This window comes from Burkholderia sp. BDU5 (assembly GCF_001522845.1).
GTDB lineage: Bacteria > Pseudomonadota > Gammaproteobacteria > Burkholderiales > Burkholderiaceae > Burkholderia > Burkholderia mayonis.
On sequence record NZ_LOWC01000142.1, the window covers coordinates 111,305 to 129,707 of the forward strand.

Annotated in this window: 19 protein-coding genes; 11 read left to right on the forward strand and 8 right to left on the reverse strand. The window is 68.4% G+C overall.

Features of this window, described 5'->3' with window-relative positions:
- The first annotated feature begins 7 nt into the window (after nt 1-7).
- The 7 genes from WS69_RS21735 to WS69_RS21765 are packed head-to-tail and all read left to right on the forward strand — an operon-like array spanning nt 8 to nt 5,525.
- Complete coding sequence (locus WS69_RS21735) at nt 8-691, forward strand: RraA family protein (protein WP_059472740.1); 684 nt, start codon at nt 8-10, stop codon at nt 689-691.
- 14 nt (nt 692-705) lie between these two features.
- Nucleotides 706-1,650, forward strand: coding sequence for a branched-chain amino acid transaminase (locus tag WS69_RS21740; RefSeq protein ID WP_059472741.1), 945 nt, complete (start codon nt 706-708; stop codon nt 1,648-1,650).
- Nucleotides 1,647-2,489: a thioesterase II family protein gene (locus tag WS69_RS21745; RefSeq protein WP_059472742.1), complete on the forward strand. Its 843-nt coding sequence runs from the start codon at nt 1,647-1,649 to the stop codon at nt 2,487-2,489. The genes WS69_RS21740 and WS69_RS21745 overlap by 4 nt, the downstream gene beginning before the upstream one ends.
- A complete protein-coding gene (locus WS69_RS21750; protein ID WP_059472743.1) occupies nt 2,486-3,379 on the forward strand; it encodes an acetaldehyde dehydrogenase (acetylating) in 894 nt (297 codons plus the stop codon). The genes WS69_RS21745 and WS69_RS21750 overlap by 4 nt, the downstream gene beginning before the upstream one ends.
- The gene (gene dmpG, locus WS69_RS21755; RefSeq protein ID WP_059472744.1) at nt 3,376-4,419 is read left to right on the forward strand and encodes a 4-hydroxy-2-oxovalerate aldolase; all 1,044 of its coding nucleotides are present in this window, start codon (nt 3,376-3,378) and stop codon (nt 4,417-4,419) included. The genes WS69_RS21750 and dmpG overlap by 4 nt, the downstream gene beginning before the upstream one ends.
- Nucleotides 4,420-4,478: 59 nt before the next feature.
- Nucleotides 4,479-4,886, forward strand: a complete 408-nt coding sequence (locus WS69_RS21760) for a cupin domain-containing protein (protein WP_059472928.1) — start codon at nt 4,479-4,481, stop codon at nt 4,884-4,886.
- Nucleotides 4,887-4,922: 36 nt separating this feature from the next.
- Nucleotides 4,923-5,525, forward strand: coding sequence for a LysE family translocator (locus tag WS69_RS21765; protein WP_059472745.1), 603 nt, complete (start codon nt 4,923-4,925; stop codon nt 5,523-5,525).
- Nucleotides 5,526-5,688: 163 nt separating this feature from the next.
- Here the strand turns inward: WS69_RS21765 and WS69_RS21770 are convergent, their stop codons facing one another.
- On the reverse strand, nt 5,689-6,402 hold the full coding sequence (locus WS69_RS21770; protein WP_059472746.1) for a methyltransferase domain-containing protein: 714 nt from the start codon (nt 6,400-6,402) through the stop codon (nt 5,689-5,691).
- A gap of 279 nt (nt 6,403-6,681) precedes the next feature.
- Between WS69_RS21770 and WS69_RS21775 the strand changes: the two genes are divergently transcribed.
- Complete coding sequence (locus WS69_RS21775; RefSeq protein ID WP_059472747.1) at nt 6,682-8,325, forward strand: DUF3459 domain-containing protein; 1,644 nt, start codon at nt 6,682-6,684, stop codon at nt 8,323-8,325.
- A gap of 152 nt (nt 8,326-8,477) precedes the next feature.
- Here the strand turns inward: WS69_RS21775 and WS69_RS21780 are convergent, their stop codons facing one another.
- From WS69_RS21780 to WS69_RS21800, 5 genes are all read right to left on the reverse strand, one after another.
- Nucleotides 8,478-9,068: a thiamine phosphate synthase gene (locus WS69_RS21780; RefSeq protein WP_059472748.1), complete on the reverse strand. Its 591-nt coding sequence runs from the start codon at nt 9,066-9,068 to the stop codon at nt 8,478-8,480.
- Nucleotides 9,069-9,114: 46 nt separating this feature from the next.
- Nucleotides 9,115-10,455, reverse strand: a complete 1,341-nt coding sequence (locus WS69_RS21785; RefSeq protein ID WP_059472749.1) for a hemolysin family protein — start codon at nt 10,453-10,455, stop codon at nt 9,115-9,117.
- Nucleotides 10,456-10,546: 91 nt separating this feature from the next.
- Nucleotides 10,547-11,326: a sensor histidine kinase gene (locus WS69_RS21790; protein WP_059472750.1), complete on the reverse strand. Its 780-nt coding sequence runs from the start codon at nt 11,324-11,326 to the stop codon at nt 10,547-10,549.
- Between the two features lie 81 nt (nt 11,327-11,407).
- Entirely contained in the window at nt 11,408-12,331 is a 924-nt protein-coding gene (locus WS69_RS21795; RefSeq protein ID WP_059472751.1) for a DMT family transporter, read from the reverse strand.
- A 55-nt stretch (nt 12,332-12,386) separates the two neighbouring features.
- Nucleotides 12,387-13,262 carry a LysR family transcriptional regulator gene (locus tag WS69_RS21800; RefSeq protein ID WP_059472752.1) on the reverse strand — a complete coding sequence of 292 codons (876 nt, stop codon included), beginning with the start codon at nt 13,260-13,262 and terminating at the stop codon, nt 12,387-12,389.
- A gap of 97 nt (nt 13,263-13,359) precedes the next feature.
- Between WS69_RS21800 and WS69_RS21805 the strand changes: the two genes are divergently transcribed.
- The 3 genes from WS69_RS21805 to WS69_RS21815 all read left to right on the forward strand — a co-directional run bounded on the left by WS69_RS21805 (nt 13,360) and on the right by WS69_RS21815 (nt 16,726).
- Entirely contained in the window at nt 13,360-13,743 is a 384-nt protein-coding gene (locus tag WS69_RS21805) for a tautomerase family protein (RefSeq protein WP_059472753.1), read from the forward strand.
- A 216-nt stretch (nt 13,744-13,959) separates the two neighbouring features.
- Nucleotides 13,960-15,843: a CHAD domain-containing protein gene (locus WS69_RS21810; RefSeq protein WP_059472754.1), complete on the forward strand. Its 1,884-nt coding sequence runs from the start codon at nt 13,960-13,962 to the stop codon at nt 15,841-15,843.
- Nucleotides 15,844-15,877: 34 nt separating this feature from the next.
- Nucleotides 15,878-16,726 (forward strand): TOBE domain-containing protein, encoded by an 849-nt coding sequence (locus tag WS69_RS21815; RefSeq protein ID WP_059472755.1) that lies wholly within the window; start codon nt 15,878-15,880, stop codon nt 16,724-16,726.
- A 297-nt stretch (nt 16,727-17,023) separates the two neighbouring features.
- On the opposite strand, the gene WS69_RS21820 is transcribed toward WS69_RS21815, so the two are convergent.
- Complete coding sequence (locus tag WS69_RS21820; protein WP_059472756.1) at nt 17,024-17,725, reverse strand: ATP-binding cassette domain-containing protein; 702 nt, start codon at nt 17,723-17,725, stop codon at nt 17,024-17,026.
- Between the two features lies 1 nt (nt 17,726).
- The gene (modB, locus tag WS69_RS21825) at nt 17,727-18,401 is read right to left on the reverse strand and encodes a molybdate ABC transporter permease subunit (RefSeq protein ID WP_059472757.1); all 675 of its coding nucleotides are present in this window, start codon (nt 18,399-18,401) and stop codon (nt 17,727-17,729) included.
- Between the last annotated feature and the right edge of the window lie 2 nt (nt 18,402-18,403).

The window sequence follows — 18,403 nt, forward strand, 5'->3', positions numbered from 1 at the left end:
CAGACAAATGGCGCAGTGGAATTCAGATGGCGAGCTGTTCGCGCTGATGCGCGCCGAGCTCTCGACCTGTCCCGTCAGCGACGTGATGGAGCAGCTCGGGTTCGCTGACCCGATGCTGCCGCCGGAGATCCGCCCGCTGCGTCGCGACATGGTGATGATCGGCCGCGCGATGCCGGTGCAGGACGAGCCGCCCGTGCCGCACGGCGGCCTCAAGCGTTACGACGCGAAGCCGTTCGGACTGCTGTTCGAATCGGTCGAGGCGCTACGCCCCGGCGAGATTTACATCGCGAGCGGCGGCCCGACCGCAGTCGCGCGGCTCGGCGATCTGCTGATCTCGCGCGCACGCAAGCTGGGCGCGGCGGGCGTCGTGCTCAACGCGCACCTGCGCGACGCGAACGCGATTCTCGATCTGAAGCTGCCGGCGTTCGCACACGGCTCGTACGCGTACGGACTGCAAGGCCGTCACAACGTCGTCGACTATCGCTGCTCGATCACTGTCGGCCACGTTCGGATCCGGCCCGGCGATCTGGTCTTCGGCGACGGCGACGGCGTCTGCGTGATTCCGCGTGAAGCCGAGCAGGAGGTCATCAAGCGAGCGATCGTGAAGAGCCGGCTCGAGCGCAAGGTTCGGGACGCGATCGCAGAAGGCCGCAGCGTCGTCGACGCATTTAATCAATACAACGTCATGTGAGGAGCGTAACAGCGATGAAAGCGAGCTATGTGTGGAAGAACGGCGAACTGGTGCCGTGGGAGCGCGCGCAGATACATGTGATGAGCCATGCGCTGCATTACGGGACCAGCGTGTTCGAGGGCGTGCGCGCATACGAGATCGGCGACAAAGCGGCGATTCTCTGTGGCCGCGAGCACTTCGAGCGCTTGCTGTTCAGCTGCAAGGTTGCGCGGATTCCGTCGCCGATGAGCGTCGGGCAGTGGATGGAAGCCACCGTCGAGACGTTGCGCGCGAACGGTCAGCGCAGCGCATACATCCGGCCGCTCGTCTATCGCGGCGCGGGCGAATCGCTCGGACTCGATGCGCGGCAGTGCCCGGCCGAAGCGCTGCTCGTCACCATGCCGTGGGGCGCGTATCTCGGCGACGAGGCGCTCCAGCAGGGCGTCGACGTGCAGGTCAGCAGTTGGCGGCGCAACGGCTCGGGTGCGGCGAGCACGCTCGCGAAGATTGGCGGCCAGTACGTCAACGGTCAGGCGATCGTGATGGAGGCGCACGAGAACGGGATGAGCGAGGGCATCGCACTCGACGCGAACGGCTTCGTCAGCGAAGGCAGCGGCGAGAACGTGTTCCTCGTCTACAAGAACGAGATCTTCACGCCTTCGATCGGCAGCAGCATCCTGAGCGGCATCACGCGCAATTGCGTGATCCGGATCGCGCGCGACCTCGGCTACACCGTGACCGAAACGAGCATGCCGCGCGAAATGCTGTATCTCGCCGACGAGATCTTTTTTACCGGGACGGCGGTCGAGATCTGCCCGGTGCGCTCGGTCGACAGGATGCCGGTCGGCAGCGGCAAGCGCGGCCCGGTGACGAACGCGATCCAGGATCAGTACTTCGGCATCGTGCGCGGCACGCATGCGGACAAGTGGAACTGGCTCACGCCCGTGCCGGTGCCGGCACGCGACGGAGCACGGTCATGAACGCACGTGAATCGGCGGCCGATTCGCCGTGGCTGATCGTCCATGCGGCGCGCAACGCGCGCGTGCGTCTCTTCTGCTTCCACTACGCGGGCGCGACCGCGTCGATCTTCCGGACGTGGCCCGGCGCCTTGCCGGATTGGGTCGAAGTCGTCGCGGTGCAACTGCCCGGCCGCGAGTATCGGCTCGGCGAGCCGTTGATCGAGCACGCGGAGCCGATCGTTGCGGCGCTCGCGGAAACCATGCCGCCGCTGCTCGATCTTCCCTACGCGTTCTTCGGCCACAGCATGGGCGCGCTGATCGCGTTCGATCTCGCACGCTTGCTGCGCGCGCGCGGTTTCGCGACACCATCGCTGTTCGTCGCGTCGGGTCGCAGCGCGCCGCGCTTCAAATGGCGGGACGCGGGCATCCAGACGCTGCCCGACGACGCGTTCATCGCCGCGGTGCGCGATTACAACGGCACGCCCGACGCGCTGATCGCCGATCCGGTGTTGCGCGACCTGTGGCTGCCGCGGCTGCGCGCTGATCTGACGATCTCGGCGATGTACCGCTACGTCGAGGCGCCGCCGCTCGATTGCCCGATGCTCGTGCTGCACGGCTCGAACGACGGCCTCGTCAGCGATGCCGGGCTCGAAGGCTGGCTCGCGGAGACGAGCGGGCTCGTGCGTTACGCCGGGTTTTCCGGCGGCCATTTCTTTATGCACAGCGAAGAAGACCGCGTGCTTGCCGAAGTCGGTCGCGAACTGGAGCGTCTGCTCGCGCACGACGCGGCGGGCGGGCCGAGCGGCACGCGCGATGCGACGGCGCACGTGCGTCATTTGACGGAGGAGAGCGAAACATGAAGAACAAGTCATCGCGAACGCGCGTGGCGATCCTCGGATCGGGCAGCATCGGCCTCGATCTGATGTTCAAAATCAAGGCATCCGAACAATTCGATCTGAAGTTTGTCGTCGGACGCAATGCGCAGAGCGAAGGTCTCAAGCTTGCGCGAAGCTGCAACGTCGAGACGTCGAGCGACGGGCTCGACTTCCTGAAAGAGCACGAGAACGCGTATGACCTCGTGTTCGACGCGACGTCCGCCGCCGCGCACAAGCTCAACAATCGCTTCTTCTCGGGTGCGGACAAGTTCGTGATCGACCTGACGCCGGCGAAGCTCGGACGCCTGTGCGTACCGTGCATCAATCTGGACGACATGGGCGCCGAGCAGAACGTGAACCTGATTACCTGCGGCGGGCAGGCGAGCCTGCCGCTCGCGTACGCGTTGAAGCAGGCGGTCGACGAGATCGAGTACCTGGAGGTGGTGTCGGCGATCGCGTCGCGCAGCGCAGGCATCGCGACGCGCGAGAACATCGACGAGTACATGACGACGACCGAGTACGCGCTTGCGAAGTTCAGCGGTGCGAAGAAGACGAAGGCGATCCTCAACATCAATCCTGCCGAGCCCGGCGTGCGGATGCAGACGACGCTCTATGCGTATGCGCGCTATCGAGATTTCGACCGGGTGCGAGCGTGCGTCGCCGACATGGTCGAGAAGGTTCGCGAATACGTACCCGGCTATCGGCTCGTCGTCGAACCGCTCGAGAGCCAGGGCAGGATCACGATCGGCCTGACGGTGCGCGGGCGCGGCGACTATTTGCCCGAGTACGCGGGCAATCTGGACATCATCAATTGCGCGGCGCTCGCGGTCGCTTCGCATCGGCATGCAACCGCCAGACAAGGAGCCACACAATGATACTGATCAGCGATGCGACCTTGCGCGACGGCAACCACGCGATTCGCCATCAACTGAGCGCCGCGCAGATTCATGCGTATGCGCGCGCGGCCGACGACGCGGGCATCGACGTCGTCGAAGTCGGGCATGGCAATGGCCTCGGCGGCTCGTCGTGCCTGCTCGGGCAGACGCCTATTGGCGATCGCATGATGCTCGAGACCGCGCGCGCCGCGCTGCGCACGAGTCGGCTCGGCGTGCATTTCATTCCTGGGCTCGGCAAGGCGGCGGACATCGCGCTCGCGCTCGAGACCGGCGTCGACGTCGTGCGCGTCGCGACGCATTGCACCGAGGCGAACGTATCTGCGCGCTTCATCGAGCAGACAAGGCTCGCCGGCCGGACGGCGTTCGGTGTGCTGATGATGTCGCACATGGCGCCGCCCGACGTGTTGCTCGCGCAGGCCCGGCTGATGGAACGTTATGGTGCGCAGGCGGTGGTGCTGATGGACAGTGCCGGCTATTCGACGCCGTCGCTCGTGCGCGCGAAAGTCGAATGTCTCGTCGACGGCCTCGACATCGACGTCGGCTTTCACGCGCACAACAACCTCGGGCTCGCGGTCGCGAACAGTCTCGTCGCGCTCGAAGCGGGCGCACGCATCGTCGACGCATGCGTGAAGGGCTTCGGCGCGGGTGCGGGCAACACGCAGCTCGAGACGCTCGTCGCCGCGATGGAGCGGGAGGGGCACGACACGCGCACGACGTTCGAGCTTGTGATGACGCTCGCGCGCAGCACCGACGCATTCCTGAATCCCAAGACGGCGCACATCCAGCCGGCGAACATCGCGAGCGGGCTGTACGGACTCTTCTCCGGCTATGTGCCGCACATCCAGAAGGCGGCGCAGGAGTTCGACGTCAACGAGTTCGAGCTGTACAAGCGGCTCGCGGAGCGCAAGCTCGTCGCCGGACAGGAAGACATCATCATCGAAGAGGCGAGCCGGCTCGCGCGCGAGCGGGACGCACAGCGCGCGACCGACGGCGTGCGGATTCGCGAGCTGTCCGCGTAGGCGCGCGGGCGCTGCTTCACATGATCGAACGATCGAACGAGGAGGCAATCGTGGCCGGTTTGAATGAACGAGGTTTCGGCGCATGGGATTGGGTCGAGCGCGAAGTATTGACCGATCGGATCGAGCGGCAGGTCGTCTCGGGCGACGCGCTGATGATGGCGAAGCTGTTCCTGAAGAAAGGCGCGTTCGTCGGGACGCACTCGCATCCGAACGAGCAATTCACTTACATCCTGGAAGGGCGCCTGCTGTTCCGCTACGGCGTGCAACTCGAGCACGAGGCTGAGGTCGGGCCGGGCGAGATCCTGCACATTCCCGCGAACGTGCCGCACAACGCGCTGTGTCTCGAAGACGCAGTCGATCTAGACGTGTTCACGCCGCTGCGGGCCGACTGGCTCGCGCCGGGCGGCAATCGCTATTTCGCCGGCGCGTCGGCCGCGGCTTCGTCCGCGTCGGCGACCGAACGATGACGGCTACCAACGAGGCCGACGAACCGAGGAGGCGCCGTGCTCATTCAGGATGCATTGCTCAAGATGTCGTTCTACGTGTCGCTCGTGCTGATCGTGCCGGGGCCGACGAACACGCTGCTGCTGTCGTCGGGCCTGAAGGTCGGCCTGCGCGGCACCTGGCGCCTCGTGATTGCGGAGGCGCTGGGCTATGTCGCCGCGATCTCGCTATGGGGATTCTTCCTGCTGTCGGTGGCGGCCAGCCGGCCGTGGCTCTTCGGCACGATCAAGCTGTTGAGCGCCGCATACATCCTGTGGCTCGCAGTCAAGATGTGGACGAAGAGCCGCGCGCTGCACGACCTGTCCGCAGGCCCGATCGGCTTTGGAGACCTGTTCGTCGCGACACTGATGAATCCGAAGGCGCTGCTGTTCGCGAGCACGATGTTCCCGCTCGAAGCGTTCAGGTCGCTCAGCTACTTCGGATGGGCGGTCGTCGCGTTCCTGGTCGTGCTGGCGCCGATCGGCGTCGGCTGGTCGAGTCTCGGCGGCCTGCTGACGTCGCAGCGTTCGTGGGCCGCGCATACGTCGACGTTCATGCGCTGTGCGTCGCTCGTGCTCGCGACGTTTTCGGGCTCGCTCGCGTATTCGGTGTTGGGGCATTGAGCGGACGCACGGTTCGTGTGCAGCGTCGAACGATCGTCGTCGACGGGGCGAGCGACGCAATCCACGTATGACGCGACGGGACGAGCGGGCGACGGACGAGTCGCGAGCATGCCTGATCGATCGATGCGCGGGTGCCGTCGTCTCTCCCGTCCCGCCCCACCGCTCACGCACCGTGCGTCGCGATCCACGCGCCCCAGAACAGGCTCGCGAAAAACCGCACCGGCTCGCGAAACCCGGCGGCGTCGAGCAGCGCAAGCACGGCGTCCTCGGACGCGGGCGGATCGGCGCCGCGCAGGATCGTCGCGAGCTTCTGCGCGACTTCGTCGGGCGATGCCCCGTGCATCCGCCAGCGCTGCGCCCATGCGCTCAGCAGCCGCGGATGCTCGGCGTAGCGGCGGTAGTTGCCTGCGACGACGAGCGGCGCGCCCGGCTTCAAGCGCCGCGCGATCGAGCCGAGCAGCGCGGCCTTCGCGTCGTCGCCGGGCACGTGATGCAGCACGCCGATCAACGTCGCGCCGTCGAAGCGCGCGTCGGGCGGCAGATCGTCGACATAGCCATGATGCATTCGCACGCGCGCGTCGAGGCCGGCCGCCGCGACGTTCGCGCGTGCGAGGTCGAGCATCGGCTGTGAAGGATCGACGGCGGTGAAGCGCCAGCCGGGCTCGAGGCCCGCGAGCGCGACGATCTCGCGCGCGGTGCCGCCCGCGCCCGCGACGAGGATCTGCGCGGCGCCGTCTTCCGCCGCGGCGGAAGACGCGAGCATGCACGCGGCGAGATCGTGACACGCGTCGTAGCCCGCGAGCGCGATTCGGCTTTGCGCCGCGTATTCCGCGGCGCGCGATGGGTCGAATTTTGCGGCGCCGGATGGCGTGGACATGGCGGTCGGACTCCTGATCAAATGCGCGGCCGGGGTGGCGTGCGAAACGAAGCAGGAGCGTAGACGGCGGCGCGAGCCGCAACAAGTCAAGCGTCGATCATGGTATCGCGACTACCGCTCTTTTTCAGGGTCACTCCACGTTTAAAGCCTGCTGCGACGCTCGCATCGCGGCCCGAATCGGCGCATACTGATTGCCCCTTCTTCGTCGGGCCACGCGTGTCATGCATGTGCGCCGCACACGGCGCATCGTCATGCCTCTGAACGCAGGAGGAGCGCATCATGTCCGAATGTCCTCACGATCCATATGCGCGGCACCATTCGCATTGCCTGCCGTTCGGCGCACAACCGTGCGGCGCGGCTGGTGCGACCACACGCACGCATTTCCGCGTCTGGGCGCCCGCGCATGCGACCGCCACGCTCGCGCTCGAAACCGCGGACGGCCCGCATGAACTGCCGATGGCGCCCGCTGGCGACGGCTGGTTCGAGACGTTTGCCGATTGCGGCGCCCATACGCGCTACCGGTACCGGCTCGATGATTCTCTGACGATTCCCGATCCTGCCTCGCGCTCGCAGCCGGAAGGCATCGAAGGGCCGAGCGAAGTGATCGATCCGCGCGCGTTCACGTGGCGCCATACGTTCTGGCGCGGCCGGCCGTGGGAGGAGATCGCGCTCTACGCGGTCCAGCCCGGCGCGGCGGGCGGCTACGACGGCGTGCGCCGCCGTCTGCCGCAGCTCGCGCGGCTCGGCGTGACGGCGCTCGAGCTGCTCGCGGCGCCGCAAGCGCGTGACGACAGCCTGCCGTTCGCGCCGATCGCCACTTACGGCGGCCCCGAGGCGCTGAAGCAACTGATCGACGACGCACATGGCTTCGGTCTCGCGGTACTGCTCGATCTCGATTACGCGCGCTTCGGCTGCGGCACCGACGAAATGCGGCGCTACGCACAGCCTTTCTTCCATACGCGCGACGATCCGCTGCAGGCGCCGCCGCTCGCGCTCGATCATCCGCAGGTCTGCGAGTTTTTCTGCGACAACGCGCTGTACTGGCTCGAAGAATATCGATGCGACGGGCTGCGAATCCGCGAGGCGGATCGCATCGACAGCACGTGGCTGTGCGAGATCGCCGACCGCGTGCATGCGGCGATGCCGACCGATCGGATCGTGCATCTGGTGCTCGGCAGCGAGCGGCATCCGTCACATCTCGCCGATACGCATTTCGACGCGCAATGGAACGGCAGCGGCGAGCGCGCGCTGTACCGGCTGACGGGCCGCCGTGACCGCGCGCGCGGTGACGGCGTGTCGACTCATCAGTCGATTCACGCGCTCGCGCGCGCATTGACTGCGGACGGCGCGGTGTTCCAGCGCGCGCAGCCGATCGGCGACGGCGGGATGGCCGACGTTGGGCTACCGCTCACGTCGCTCGTGCTGTCCGACGGTGTCGTGCGCGATGCGCGCGAGGCGGATCTCGCGGCGCTCGCGCTGTCGTTGCTGACACCGCAGATTCCGCTGATCTTCGACGAAGCTGCGGGCGACCCGTCGCGACGCCACTTCCTGCAGTCGGCGCTCGCGGTGCGCGCGAAGCTGATCGCGCCGCGCCTCCTCGACGTGCAGCCACGCACCGCAGACATGCTGCGCACGGCCGACGGCGTCGAAGCCGATGCGCTAGTCGCCGCGTGGCGGCTCGGCGACGGAGAGACGCTCAGCATCGCGCTGAATCTGTCGCCGCAGCCGGTGCCGTTCTACGGCGCGCCGGACGGGATGATCGTGTTCGAGACACCGGGCCGCGCGAGAGATCGCGTCGACGGCGGCGAACTGCCGGCATATGCGCTCGTCGCGTGGCTGACGGGTGACGTCAATCAGTACGCGCTAACGCACGATGCGCGTCGCTACGCGGATGTCGCGCCGCGACCGTTGGGCAGCGTTTGAGCGGGCGAAAGCGCTCGGGGGGGCGTCGCGTCGGCCGAGCCGGCGGCGCCTGCGCCGTTTCGTCCGATCAGGATGGCTGAACGAACGCGGGCCGAAGACGGCGTGCGCGTGACGAGGTGACAGGCGCGTGGCGCCCGTTGCTGGATCGTCTCCTACCAGAGCCCTCGAATGCTGGCGATGCCGTGCGCGCGATGCGCGCGCGCCGTCGCCAGATGCTCGCGCGTCATCCCGCCGAGCGCGTAGACGGGCATGCGCGCTTGCGCCGCGTATTCGGCGAAGCGGCGCCAGCCGAGCGTCGGCGCGCCGGGGTGCGTGAGCGTCGGCAGGACCGGGGAGAGCGTCGCGAAATCCGCGCCGATGCGCTCCGCGTGCCGTAGCTCGTCGAGCGAGTGGCACGCGGCCGATAGCAGGTAGTCCGAAGAGATGGGGCGCGCGCTCGCGTTTCGCAGCGCCGCGCTGCCGAGATGCACGCCGCTTGCGCCGAGCGCGAGCGCTGCATCGGCATCGATCGGCCCGTTGACGATCAGGTGCGCGCGTTGCGCGCGGCATCGTGCGGTCGCGTCGGCGGCGAGCGCCGCGTACGCGGCGGCATCGAGCGACTTCACGCGCAATTGGACAAGTGTGAGCCCCGTCTCGAGCGCGGCCGACAGCCGGTCGAGAAACGCCGCGAGGTCCGCGTCGGAACCGGAGGCCGGCTCCGGCGTGATCAGGTAGTACGGCGGCAGTGCGAGGACATCGGTCATTTCGCCATCCTACGCAGCCGCAGCCGCACTTTCGCGCGCCGCCCGCTCATTCGTCCGCCTCCTTGAACGCCTTCGGATACACGCGCACGAGCACGATCCGCGGCCCGATCATCTTCTTCACGACGACGTCGAAGCGATCGAACGACACGCGTTGGCCTTCGGTCGGCAGGTCGTTGAGCGCCTGGATCACGAGGCCGCCGACCGATTCCGCACGACCCTCGTCGATGTCGATCCCGAGCGCCTGTTCGAGCGACACGACCGGCAGGCTGCCCTTGCCGATCAGCGTGCCGTCGTCGAGGCGGCTCCAGTCCGAATCGCCCTGACGGAACTCGTCGTGGATCTGGCCGACGAGCGCGCCGAGCAGGTTGTCGAGCGTCAGGTAGCCAATCGGCTTCTCGCCTTTCTTGCCGACGAGCGCGAAGTGCGGCGCGCCCTTGCGAAAGCGGCGGAACAGGTCGAGCGCGGGCGTGTCGGGCTTCACGTACTGCACCGGGCGCATGTAGTCGGACAAGTCGGCTAGCGACGCGCCCGCGTGCCGCGCGAGCAGCAGATCCTTCAGGTGGATGAGGCCGTTCACGCGCTCGCGCGACTTGTCGTCGAAGAGCGGGTAGCGGCTGAAGCGGTGGCGTGCGACGACTTCCATGTTGTCCGCGAGCGGCACGTCGCGGCGCAGGCCGACCATCTCGTGCGCGGGCCGCATCAGGTCCGATACGGTCATCGACGAGAAATCGAGCGAATGCGCGAGCGTGTTCCATTCGTCGGTGCTGTACGTGTCCTTCGACGCCTTCGCCGCGCCGGCCGTGTTTCGACGGCTGCGCAAGATCAGCTTCAGCTCGTCGGTCGAGTAGTGCGCGTCGCCGCCGTGATCGGCGGACAGCCCCGCGAGCCGCAGCACCGCGTTCGCGCTCGAGTTGAGCACCCAGATCGCCGGATACATCGCCCAGTAGAACGCGTAGAGCGGAATCGCGACCCATAGGCCGGTCTTCTCGGCCTGGCGGATCGCCATCGATTTCGGTGCGAGCTCGCCGACGACGATGTGCAGGAACGAGATCATCGAGAACGCGAACACGAGCGAGATCAGATGCACGAGCCGTTCCGACTCGACGCCGACGAACGCGAGGATCGGCGACAGCAACGCGGCGAACGCCGGCTCGCCTATCCAGCCGAGGCCGAGCGAGGCGAGCGTGATGCCGAGCTGGCAGGCGGACAGATACGCGTCGAGCCGCGCATGGACGATCCGCAGGATGCGCCCGCGCAGGCCGTGCTGGCGGGCGAGAGACTTGACGCGCGTCGCACGCAGTTTGACGAGACCGAATTCGGCGGCGACGAAAAAGCCGTTGAGGGCCACGAGGAACAACGCGCCGACGAGCGCGAAGATCTGTATCAACGAAGGAACTCCGGAAATGAACGAAGCGACAGTATAAGGTTGGAAAGGAAAGCGTAATGTATCGCGGCGTGATCGTGACGCGCGCGGCCGATCACGCGCGGGCGGCGGGAATCGTCAGCGTGAGCGTAGCCGGCGCGCCGTCCGCGAGCGGGCCTTGCGCGAACCTGCCGCCGTGCGCGCGCGCGACGCGCTGCGCGAGTGCGAACACCGACGCCGGACGTTCGCCCTGGCGTTCGGCGAGCGCATCGCGCCGTGTGAACATTTCGAATACGTGCGGCAGCGCCGCGTCGGTCAGCGCCGACGGCCGCGCGTGGAGCGTCACGTCGAAGCGCGTCGCGTCGGTCGCGGCGTCGCAGCGGAGCGCGACTTCGCTGCCGGGCGCGCTTGCTTCGATCGCGAACGTCAGCATCGACCACAACGCCTGCGCGACGCGCTCGCGGTCGCAATCGAGCGAAGCGCCGGGCTGCGCGAGCGGCGCGATCGTCACGCCCGTGCCGCGCGCGTCGCCGAGCGCGGCGCGTGCGAGCGCCGCGCATTCGTCGACGAGCGGCGCGAGCGCGACGCCGGCGCGTGCGATCGGGAGCGTGCGCGTCTCGGCGCGCGGCGCGTCGACGACCGTTTCCAGCAAGCTCGTCTGTTGCTCGATCCCGATCCGGATGCCGGCGAGCGCGCGTTGCAGGATGTCGTCGCCGGGCGCGAGCCGGCGCTCGAGCACGTATGCCCAGCTGTGCATCGCGTTGAGCGGGCTGCGCAGGTCGTGCGACGCGACGGACAGCGCGTGGTCGCGGACGAACAGCGCCACCTCGGCGGCGAAGCGCGCGGCGCGTTCGCGCAGCAGCGTGGCGGCCGGATCGGCGGCGGACGGAGTCACAGTGTTTCCCTTGCGTGAAATCGAGATGACGGGCGAATCGACATTATAGGGAGCGGACGCGCGCGCGGCGCCCGGCGCGCGTCAAGCGGGGAGCGCGTCGTTGTCGTCGGCGCGCCGTGTCTGGCCCGGCAGAAGCTGGCAGACGAGAAGCCCCGCGAGCATCAGCGTGCAGCCCATCAATGCGCGCAGCGACAGCGTCTCGCCGAGCGCGGCCCAGCCCGCGATCGCGGCGAACACGCCTTCCATGCTGAAGATCACGGCCGCGTGCGCGGGCGCGGCGTTGCGTTGCGCGACGACCTGCAGCGTGTAGCCGACACCGACCGACAGCAGCCCGCCATACAGCAGCGTCGGCAGCGCGCGCACGATCGACGTGCCGCCAACGGGCTCGATCGCGAGCCCGAGCGCGAGACACAGCGCGCCGCAGACGACGAACTGCATGAACGACAGCACGAGCGGATCGTGCCGGCGCACGAGATGGCCGACCGCGATCACGTGCACGGCGATCACGATCGCGCCCGCAAGCTGGAACCAGTCGCCGTGCAGCATCGAGAAGTGCTCGTCGACGCTGAGGAAATACAGGCCGATCGCCGCGAGGAGCGCGCCGAGCCACGTGCCGGTTCCGGTGCGATGCCGGAAGAACACGCCGATGATCGGCACGAGCACGACATAGAGCGAACTGATGAAGCCCGCGTTCGCGATCTTCGTGTATTGCAGGCCGATTTGCTGCATCGAGATCGACACCGCGAGCAGCCCGCCCAGCACGAGCCCCGGCAGCAGCAGCGTGCGGTCGCGCGCGATCGCCGCGCAGTGCGCGCGCGCCGCGCCGTTCAGGCGCAACAGCGGCACGAGCACCGCCGCGCCGAGCAGGAAGCGCAGCCCGGTGAACAGGAACGGGCCGATCACGGCGAGGCTCAGTCGCTGCGCGACGAACGCGGACCCCCAGATCGCAGCGGCGGCGAGCATCAGTAGATTGGCGCGGAGGTGTTGGCGGGCGTCGTGATTCATGCGGTGGTGGAAAAGCAGACGAAAGGCGGTAAATCGGCAGACGAAACCTAACAGTCTACTCGCGTCCGGCCGACTGCGCCGGCCCCGCCAGGCTGTCGGCGAAGCGCCGCAACGTGTCCTTCGAGCGCACGTCGCGCACCCGCGAATACAGCGCGACCTGCGAGTCCGGCAGCGCCGGCAGCCCGAGGCGCGCGCCGACGTCGACGAGCGAGCGCGGCGCGACGCGCCGGGCGAGCGGACACACCGCAAGGCCCGCGGCGGCGGCGGCGACGACGGCCGCGACACCGCCGCCCGTGAAGCGTTCGCGCCACGGCACGCCGGCGCGATCGAGCGCGCGCAGCGCGGCCGCGCGCACGCCGCACGGGCCGGCCAGCACCGCGAGCGGCAGCGGCTCGCCCGTGCGCGGTGTCCAGCCGGGCGCGGCGAGCCACGCGAGCGGCTCGGTGAAAAGCAGCGTCGCGTCGTCGCGCGGTGGGTCTTCGCCAGGTTCGTGGCGGACGAACGCCGCGTCGAGGCGCCGCTCGTCATATTGCACGAGCAACCCGGCGGATATCCCGACGTGCATCTCGAGCGCGAGCCCCGGGTCGTGCCGGTTGAGGCCGGTGAGGACGGCCGGCAGATCGGGCACCGCGACGTGCTCGCTGACGCCGATCGACAGCCGGCGCTGCTCGGACGACAGCGCGGCGAGCGCGCGCTCGTGCGCGTCGAGCAGGTCGCGCGCGGCAGGCAGGAACGCGGCGCCGACGGCTGCGAGCGTCACGCGCCGCGGCGTGCGTTCGAGCAGCGGCTTGCCGAGCTGCGCTTCGAGCCGCTTGAGCTTGAGGCTGACGGCCGATTGCGTGGTGCCGAGCGCGTCGGCGGCGCGCGTGAAGCTCGCCAGGTCGGCGACGAGGACGAACGCGCGGACGGCATCGAGGTCGAGCAATTTCATTTCAAATGAAAATAGATGAAATATTGATTGATATCTATTCATTATAGATGTCGAGACCTAAGCTGCATGCGTGTCCCAACCCACGAGGAGAAACACGATGCCGTTCACCCGTATCGCATTGCGCGAAAGCAAGTCCGCCGAATACCGCCGGGCGTTGTCGGAGGGCGTTCATCGCGCGCTGCAGCGTGCGTTCGACGTGCCAGCCGACGATATTTTCATGACCGTGACCGAGCACAGCGCCGATAATTTCTTCTACGGCCGCGACTATCTCGGCATCGTGCGCAGCGACGATCTGGTGATGATCCAGATCACCGCGAACGACACGCGCACGCTCGAGCAGAAGCGCGAGCTGTATCGACTGATCGCCGACCATCTCGCCGAACGTCCGGGTGTGCGTCGCGAGGACGTGTTCATCAGCCTCGTCGAGGTGCTGAAGGAGGATTGGTCGTTCGGCAACGGCGTCGCGCAGTACATGAGCTGAAACTCGACGCAGCGAAGCCGGTCGGACGGCTGAAGGCCGATAAGCCGACATGAAAAGCCGAAACGCGGCGCGCCCGCGCGTAGACGATTCACTTCGTCCGCGCGCGGCGTTCCGCCTCACAAGTTGTAAATGAGGCTGTCTAGTATAGGGAACGTCGGAGTCCGTCGACGAGCGTGGGACGCGCAGCGGACAGGCCCGACCATCGCCGGAGCTTCCATGGCGCGTGTTCTGGAAATCGTGTTGGATTTTCCGCTGCAGGGCTGGCAAGCCGAACGCGGGTCGCGGGCGCGCACGTCGCGCGGCGCGGCGCGCGACTTCGGCGTGGAGCTTGCGCGGGCATGGCGGATCTGTCCGCCGGTGAAAATGCGTCGCGGGCACGAGCGCGTGACGATTGAGCCGTGCCGGTTCGTCGAAGCGGAGCCCGACGACGGCGGCCGCTGGCAGACCTGGATCGAGACGAGCGGGCAGGCGCGGCGGGTGCTTGCGGCGCGTAGCCATCCGTTCGTGCCGGGCGTCACGGTGCGCGAGCGCTTCGACGACTACCGCGGCGATGTGCGTATAGCATCGCAGGCGTCGGGGGCGGCAGCCGCATCGCCGGCAGCGGCGGAGGCCGCGCAGGGAAGCACGCCGCCGCCTGATTCGCCGGCGGCGGTGCGAGCGGCGCCGCCGCCGCGGGGCCGGGCGTCGAAAGCTGCTTCCGGACGCTCGTCGAAGCATGCGTCGACGAGCGCGTCTCCGCTGCCGGGCGAACCCGGCGCAAAGGGCGGGGCTCGATCTTCCGAAACCGGTCCCGCCGCGTCCGGAGATTCGATCGCCGATTCCGCTTCGATCGTCGGCGCCGCCGTTTCCGGCGCGGCTTCCGCCGATTCGCAATCTGCCGATCAATGGGCGCACGGCTTCGTCGCCGATCGCCGTCGCGGACGGTGGCTGGACGCCGACGGCATCGAAGTCGAACTGACGCTCGACGACATCACGTTCGCGCCGGCGGCCGCCGCCGCGTCTTCCACCGCTACCCAAGCCGCGCCGTTGCGCGTCTGCGAATTGCGTCTCGCTGTCGCCGACGCGGACGATCCCGATGCGCGCGCCGCCGCGTTGCGCGCGCTCTTCAGCGCGGCCCGCGAGCTGAGCGGCGCGTGGCCGGCATCGCTGTCGCTGACGAGCGTCCTCGACCGCGCGTGCACGGGCGAAGCACCGGACGCGCTTGCCGCGCCGGTGAAGGCGCAGTCGGTCGATTTGTCGAAGACGCGTACGCAGCGTGCGGCATTCTTCGCGCTCGGCTGCGGCGTGACCGGGCACTGGCTCGGCAACGAAGCCGGCGTGCGCGACGCGGGCGATCCGGAATACGTCCATCAGATGCGCGTTGCGCTGCGCCGGCTGCGCACGCTCGCACGGCTGTTCCCGCGTTGTGCCGACGTCGCGTGGAAGGACGCGTTCTCCGGCGATCTCCGCTGGCTCGCCGGGATGCTCGGCACGGTGCGCGACTGGGACGTCTGCGTGACGTCGACGCTACCCGATCTTGCCGCCGCGGACGGCGACGAGGCCGCGTGGGCCGGCGCGCTCGATGCCGCACGCGCGCAAGGCGACGCGGCGCGCGCCGAGTTGCGGCAGGCGCTCGGCACCGCGCGCTATGCGCAGCTCGTGTTCGCATGGCTCGAATGGCTGAGCCTGCTTCCGCTGACGCACGACGATCCGGCGCGCGGCAAGGCGCCGTCGCTCAAGCGACACGCGGCGAAGCGCGTGAGCCGGCTGTTCGGCCATCTGTACGGCTCGGGACGGCTGACGACGCTCGACGCGGCCGCGCGTCACCGCGTGCGGATCGACGCGAAGCGATTGCGCTACGCATTGGAATTCTTCTCGTCGCTTGCGTCGCGCCGCACGCGCGAGAGGACGGTGCGGCTGCTCGCGCGCGTGCAGAACGCGCTCGGCGATGCGAACGACGCGGCTGTCGCGCTGCGCTGTCTCGAGCGGCTGTCCGCACCGCCGTATCAGCTCGGCTTCGCGCGCGGCTACGGCGCGGCGGCGCAGCGCTATGCGGCGGAGGTGGCCGAGCAGATGCTGCGCGGGATGCGGCCGCCGAAGATCGGCGGCAGGAAGGCGTGACTATAATGGCTCCCCGTCTTGCTTCGCTGCGTCGATGACCGCCGATTCGTCCTCTCCCCGTTCCGACGCGCCCGCCGCGCACGAGCCGCTCGCACTGCGCGGCGAACTGTGGCTGAATGCGGGCGCCCAGACGCTCGGCGGCGCGACGCGCATCGCGCTGCTCGCCGCGATCGGCGAGACTGGCTCGATCACGCGCGCGGCGAAGGCGGTCGGCCTCAGCTACAAGGGCGCATGGGATGCGATCGACACGATGAACAACCTCGCGGGCGAGCCGCTCGTGTTGCGTTTGACGGGCGGCAAGGGCGGCGGCGGCACGACGCTCACGCCGCGCGCGACGGCGCTGATCGCGGCGTTTCGCGCGATCGAGCGCGAGCATCGGCGCTTCATCGACGCGGCGAGCGCAGCCGTCGAAGGCTTTGCGGTCAATTGGGAACTCATCGGGAGAATAGGCATGAAGACGAGCGCACGCAATCAGCTGTTCGGCAAGGTTCTGTTGGTCAAGCACGGCGCGGTGAACGACGAAGTGGTGCTCGCGTTGCCGGGCGACCACACGATCACCGCGGTGGTCACGCACGAGAGCACCGAGGCGCTCGGGCTCACGCCGGGCGTCGACGCATGCGCGCTCGTGAAGGCGTCGTGGATCGTGCTCGCGGTCGACGACGGCGCGCCGCTCAAGCTGTCGGCGCGCAATCAGCTACCTGGCGTCGTCGAGACGGTCACGCGCGGCGCGGTGAACAGCGAAGTGCTGCTCGCGCTCGACGGCGGCATGACGCTCGCGGCGATCGTGACGAACGATAGCGTCGATGCGCTCGGGCTCGCGAAGGGCGTGAGCGCGGTGGCGGCGTTCAAGGCGTCGAGCGTGATTCTGGCGGTCAACGGCTGATGCGGCGGCCGTGTTCGCCGGGCGGTATTCGGTGACGCGAGCGAGGGCGGAACGAAGCCGGCTCGAAGCCGGCGTTTTTGCGTCTGTCCGTTCGCCGAAGAAACGAGCGCGCGGCCGTATGCCGTCTCGTGGAGAGGCGTTAAGAACCGCGTCGAACGGAGTGGAATGGCCGAACATGTCGAAAGATTTGCGCGGTTCCCGGCGGACGATCGCCAAGCAGCCGTATCGCGCGACGCATCGACATCGAAATCGCATCCCGGCAAGCACCGGCCGCGCAAACGACGCGAGCCGATCTCGTCACCGAATGCTCGTCGCCCATTCGGCGATTGGCGCCTCGGGCAGCACGCGCCCTTCCTGAAGCTGCACGACCTGATCGCCGAACGCGGCGACATCGTCCGGATCGTGCGTGATCAGCACCATCGGAATGTCGAGCCGCATCTGCAGATCGGTCAGTTCGCTGCGCATCCGCTGGCGCATCGCGACGTCGAGTGCCGAGAACGGCTCGTCGAGCAGCAGGATCCGCGGTTGCGCGATCAGCGCGCGCGCGAGCGCGACGCGCTGCTTCTGTCCGCCCGACAGCTGCGCCGGATAATGCCCGGCGAGCGCCTCGAGTTCGAACGCGCGCAGCCAGTATGCGGCTTCGACCGGCAGCGCCTTCGCGCGCGGATTGCGCCAGCCGCGCTTCAGGCCGAACGCGAGGTTTTGCCGGACGTTCAGATGCGGAAAGAGCGCGTAGTCCTGGAACAGATACGCGACACGGCGCGCCTGCGTCGGCATGTCGATGCCGCGTGCTTCGTCGAACAGCGTGTCGCCGCCGAGCGAGATCGTGCCGCAATCGGGCGCGAGCAGTCCGGCAATCGCCTGCAGCGTGAGACTCTTGCCGGCGCCCGACGGCCCGAACAGCACGATGCGCTGCGCGGCCGACGCAAACGACACGTCGAGCGTGAAATGCCGTTCGGGCGTGACGAGCGTCTTGCGGATGTCGACGACGAGGCTCATCTCATCGCGCTCCGACGAGCGCGCGCTGCGGCACGAGCCGCCCCGCGGCGAGGAGGATCAGCACGCAGGTCACCGACGTGACGAGCACGAGGAAGTTCGCGGTCGTGTCGTTGCCCGCCTGCACGGCCGCGTAGACGGCGACGGACAGTGTTTGCGTGCGTCCGGGCAGGTTGCCCGCGATCATCAGCGTCGCGCCGAATTCGCCGAGCGCGCGCGCGAATGCGAGCAGCGCGCCCGCGAGAATGCCCCGCGCGGCGAGCGGCAGCGTCACGCGAAAGAAAATCCCGGCTTCGCTGACGCCGAGCGTGCGCGCCGCGCGCTCGAGCTGCGGATCGACCGCTTCGAACGCGGCGCGCGCGGATTTCAGGATCAGCGGAAACGCGACGACCATCGACGCGATCACCGCGCCTTGCCACGTGAACACGAGCTGGATGTCGAGTTCGTCGAGCCACGCGCCGAACACGCCGCGCCGGCCGAGCAGCACGAGCAGGTAGTAGCCGAGCACCGTCGGCGGCAGCACGAGCGGCAGCGTCAGCAGCGAATCGATCACGTCGCGCGCGCCCGAGCGCCAACGCGCGAGCGCATAGCCCGTCGCGACGCCGAGCACGAGATCGAGCGCCGTCGCCCAGCCGGCGACCTTCAGTGACAGCAGCAGCGGAACCCAGGCGTCGTGCATCG

Bases quoted from the DNA above. Each gene is read 5' to 3' on its own strand.
- WS69_RS21805 (WP_059472753.1), top strand. From the start codon at position 13,360: ATGCCGTTCACCCGTATCGCATTGCGCGAAAGCAAGTCCGCCGAATAC.
- modB (WP_059472757.1), bottom strand. From the start codon at position 18,401: ATGCACGACGCCTGGGTTCCGCTGCTGCTGTCACTGAAGGTCGCCGGC.
- WS69_RS21815 (WP_059472755.1), top strand. From the start codon at position 15,878: ATGACCGCCGATTCGTCCTCTCCCCGTTCCGACGCGCCCGCCGCGCAC.
- dmpG (WP_059472744.1), top strand. From the start codon at position 3,376: ATGATACTGATCAGCGATGCGACCTTGCGCGACGGCAACCACGCGATT.
- WS69_RS21820 (WP_059472756.1), bottom strand. From the start codon at position 17,725: ATGAGCCTCGTCGTCGACATCCGCAAGACGCTCGTCACGCCCGAACGG.
- WS69_RS21800 (WP_059472752.1), bottom strand. From the start codon at position 13,262: ATGAAATTGCTCGACCTCGATGCCGTCCGCGCGTTCGTCCTCGTCGCC.
- WS69_RS21735 (WP_059472740.1), top strand. From the start codon at position 8: ATGGCGCAGTGGAATTCAGATGGCGAGCTGTTCGCGCTGATGCGCGCC.
- WS69_RS21795 (WP_059472751.1), bottom strand. From the start codon at position 12,331: ATGAATCACGACGCCCGCCAACACCTCCGCGCCAATCTACTGATGCTC.
- WS69_RS21780 (WP_059472748.1), bottom strand. From the start codon at position 9,068: ATGACCGATGTCCTCGCACTGCCGCCGTACTACCTGATCACGCCGGAG.
- WS69_RS21770 (WP_059472746.1), bottom strand. From the start codon at position 6,402: ATGTCCACGCCATCCGGCGCCGCAAAATTCGACCCATCGCGCGCCGCG.
- WS69_RS21750 (WP_059472743.1), top strand. From the start codon at position 2,486: ATGAAGAACAAGTCATCGCGAACGCGCGTGGCGATCCTCGGATCGGGC.
- WS69_RS21740 (WP_059472741.1), top strand. From the start codon at position 706: ATGAAAGCGAGCTATGTGTGGAAGAACGGCGAACTGGTGCCGTGGGAG.
- WS69_RS21810 (WP_059472754.1), top strand. From the start codon at position 13,960: ATGGCGCGTGTTCTGGAAATCGTGTTGGATTTTCCGCTGCAGGGCTGG.
- WS69_RS21745 (WP_059472742.1), top strand. From the start codon at position 1,647: ATGAACGCACGTGAATCGGCGGCCGATTCGCCGTGGCTGATCGTCCAT.
- WS69_RS21775 (WP_059472747.1), top strand. From the start codon at position 6,682: ATGTCCGAATGTCCTCACGATCCATATGCGCGGCACCATTCGCATTGC.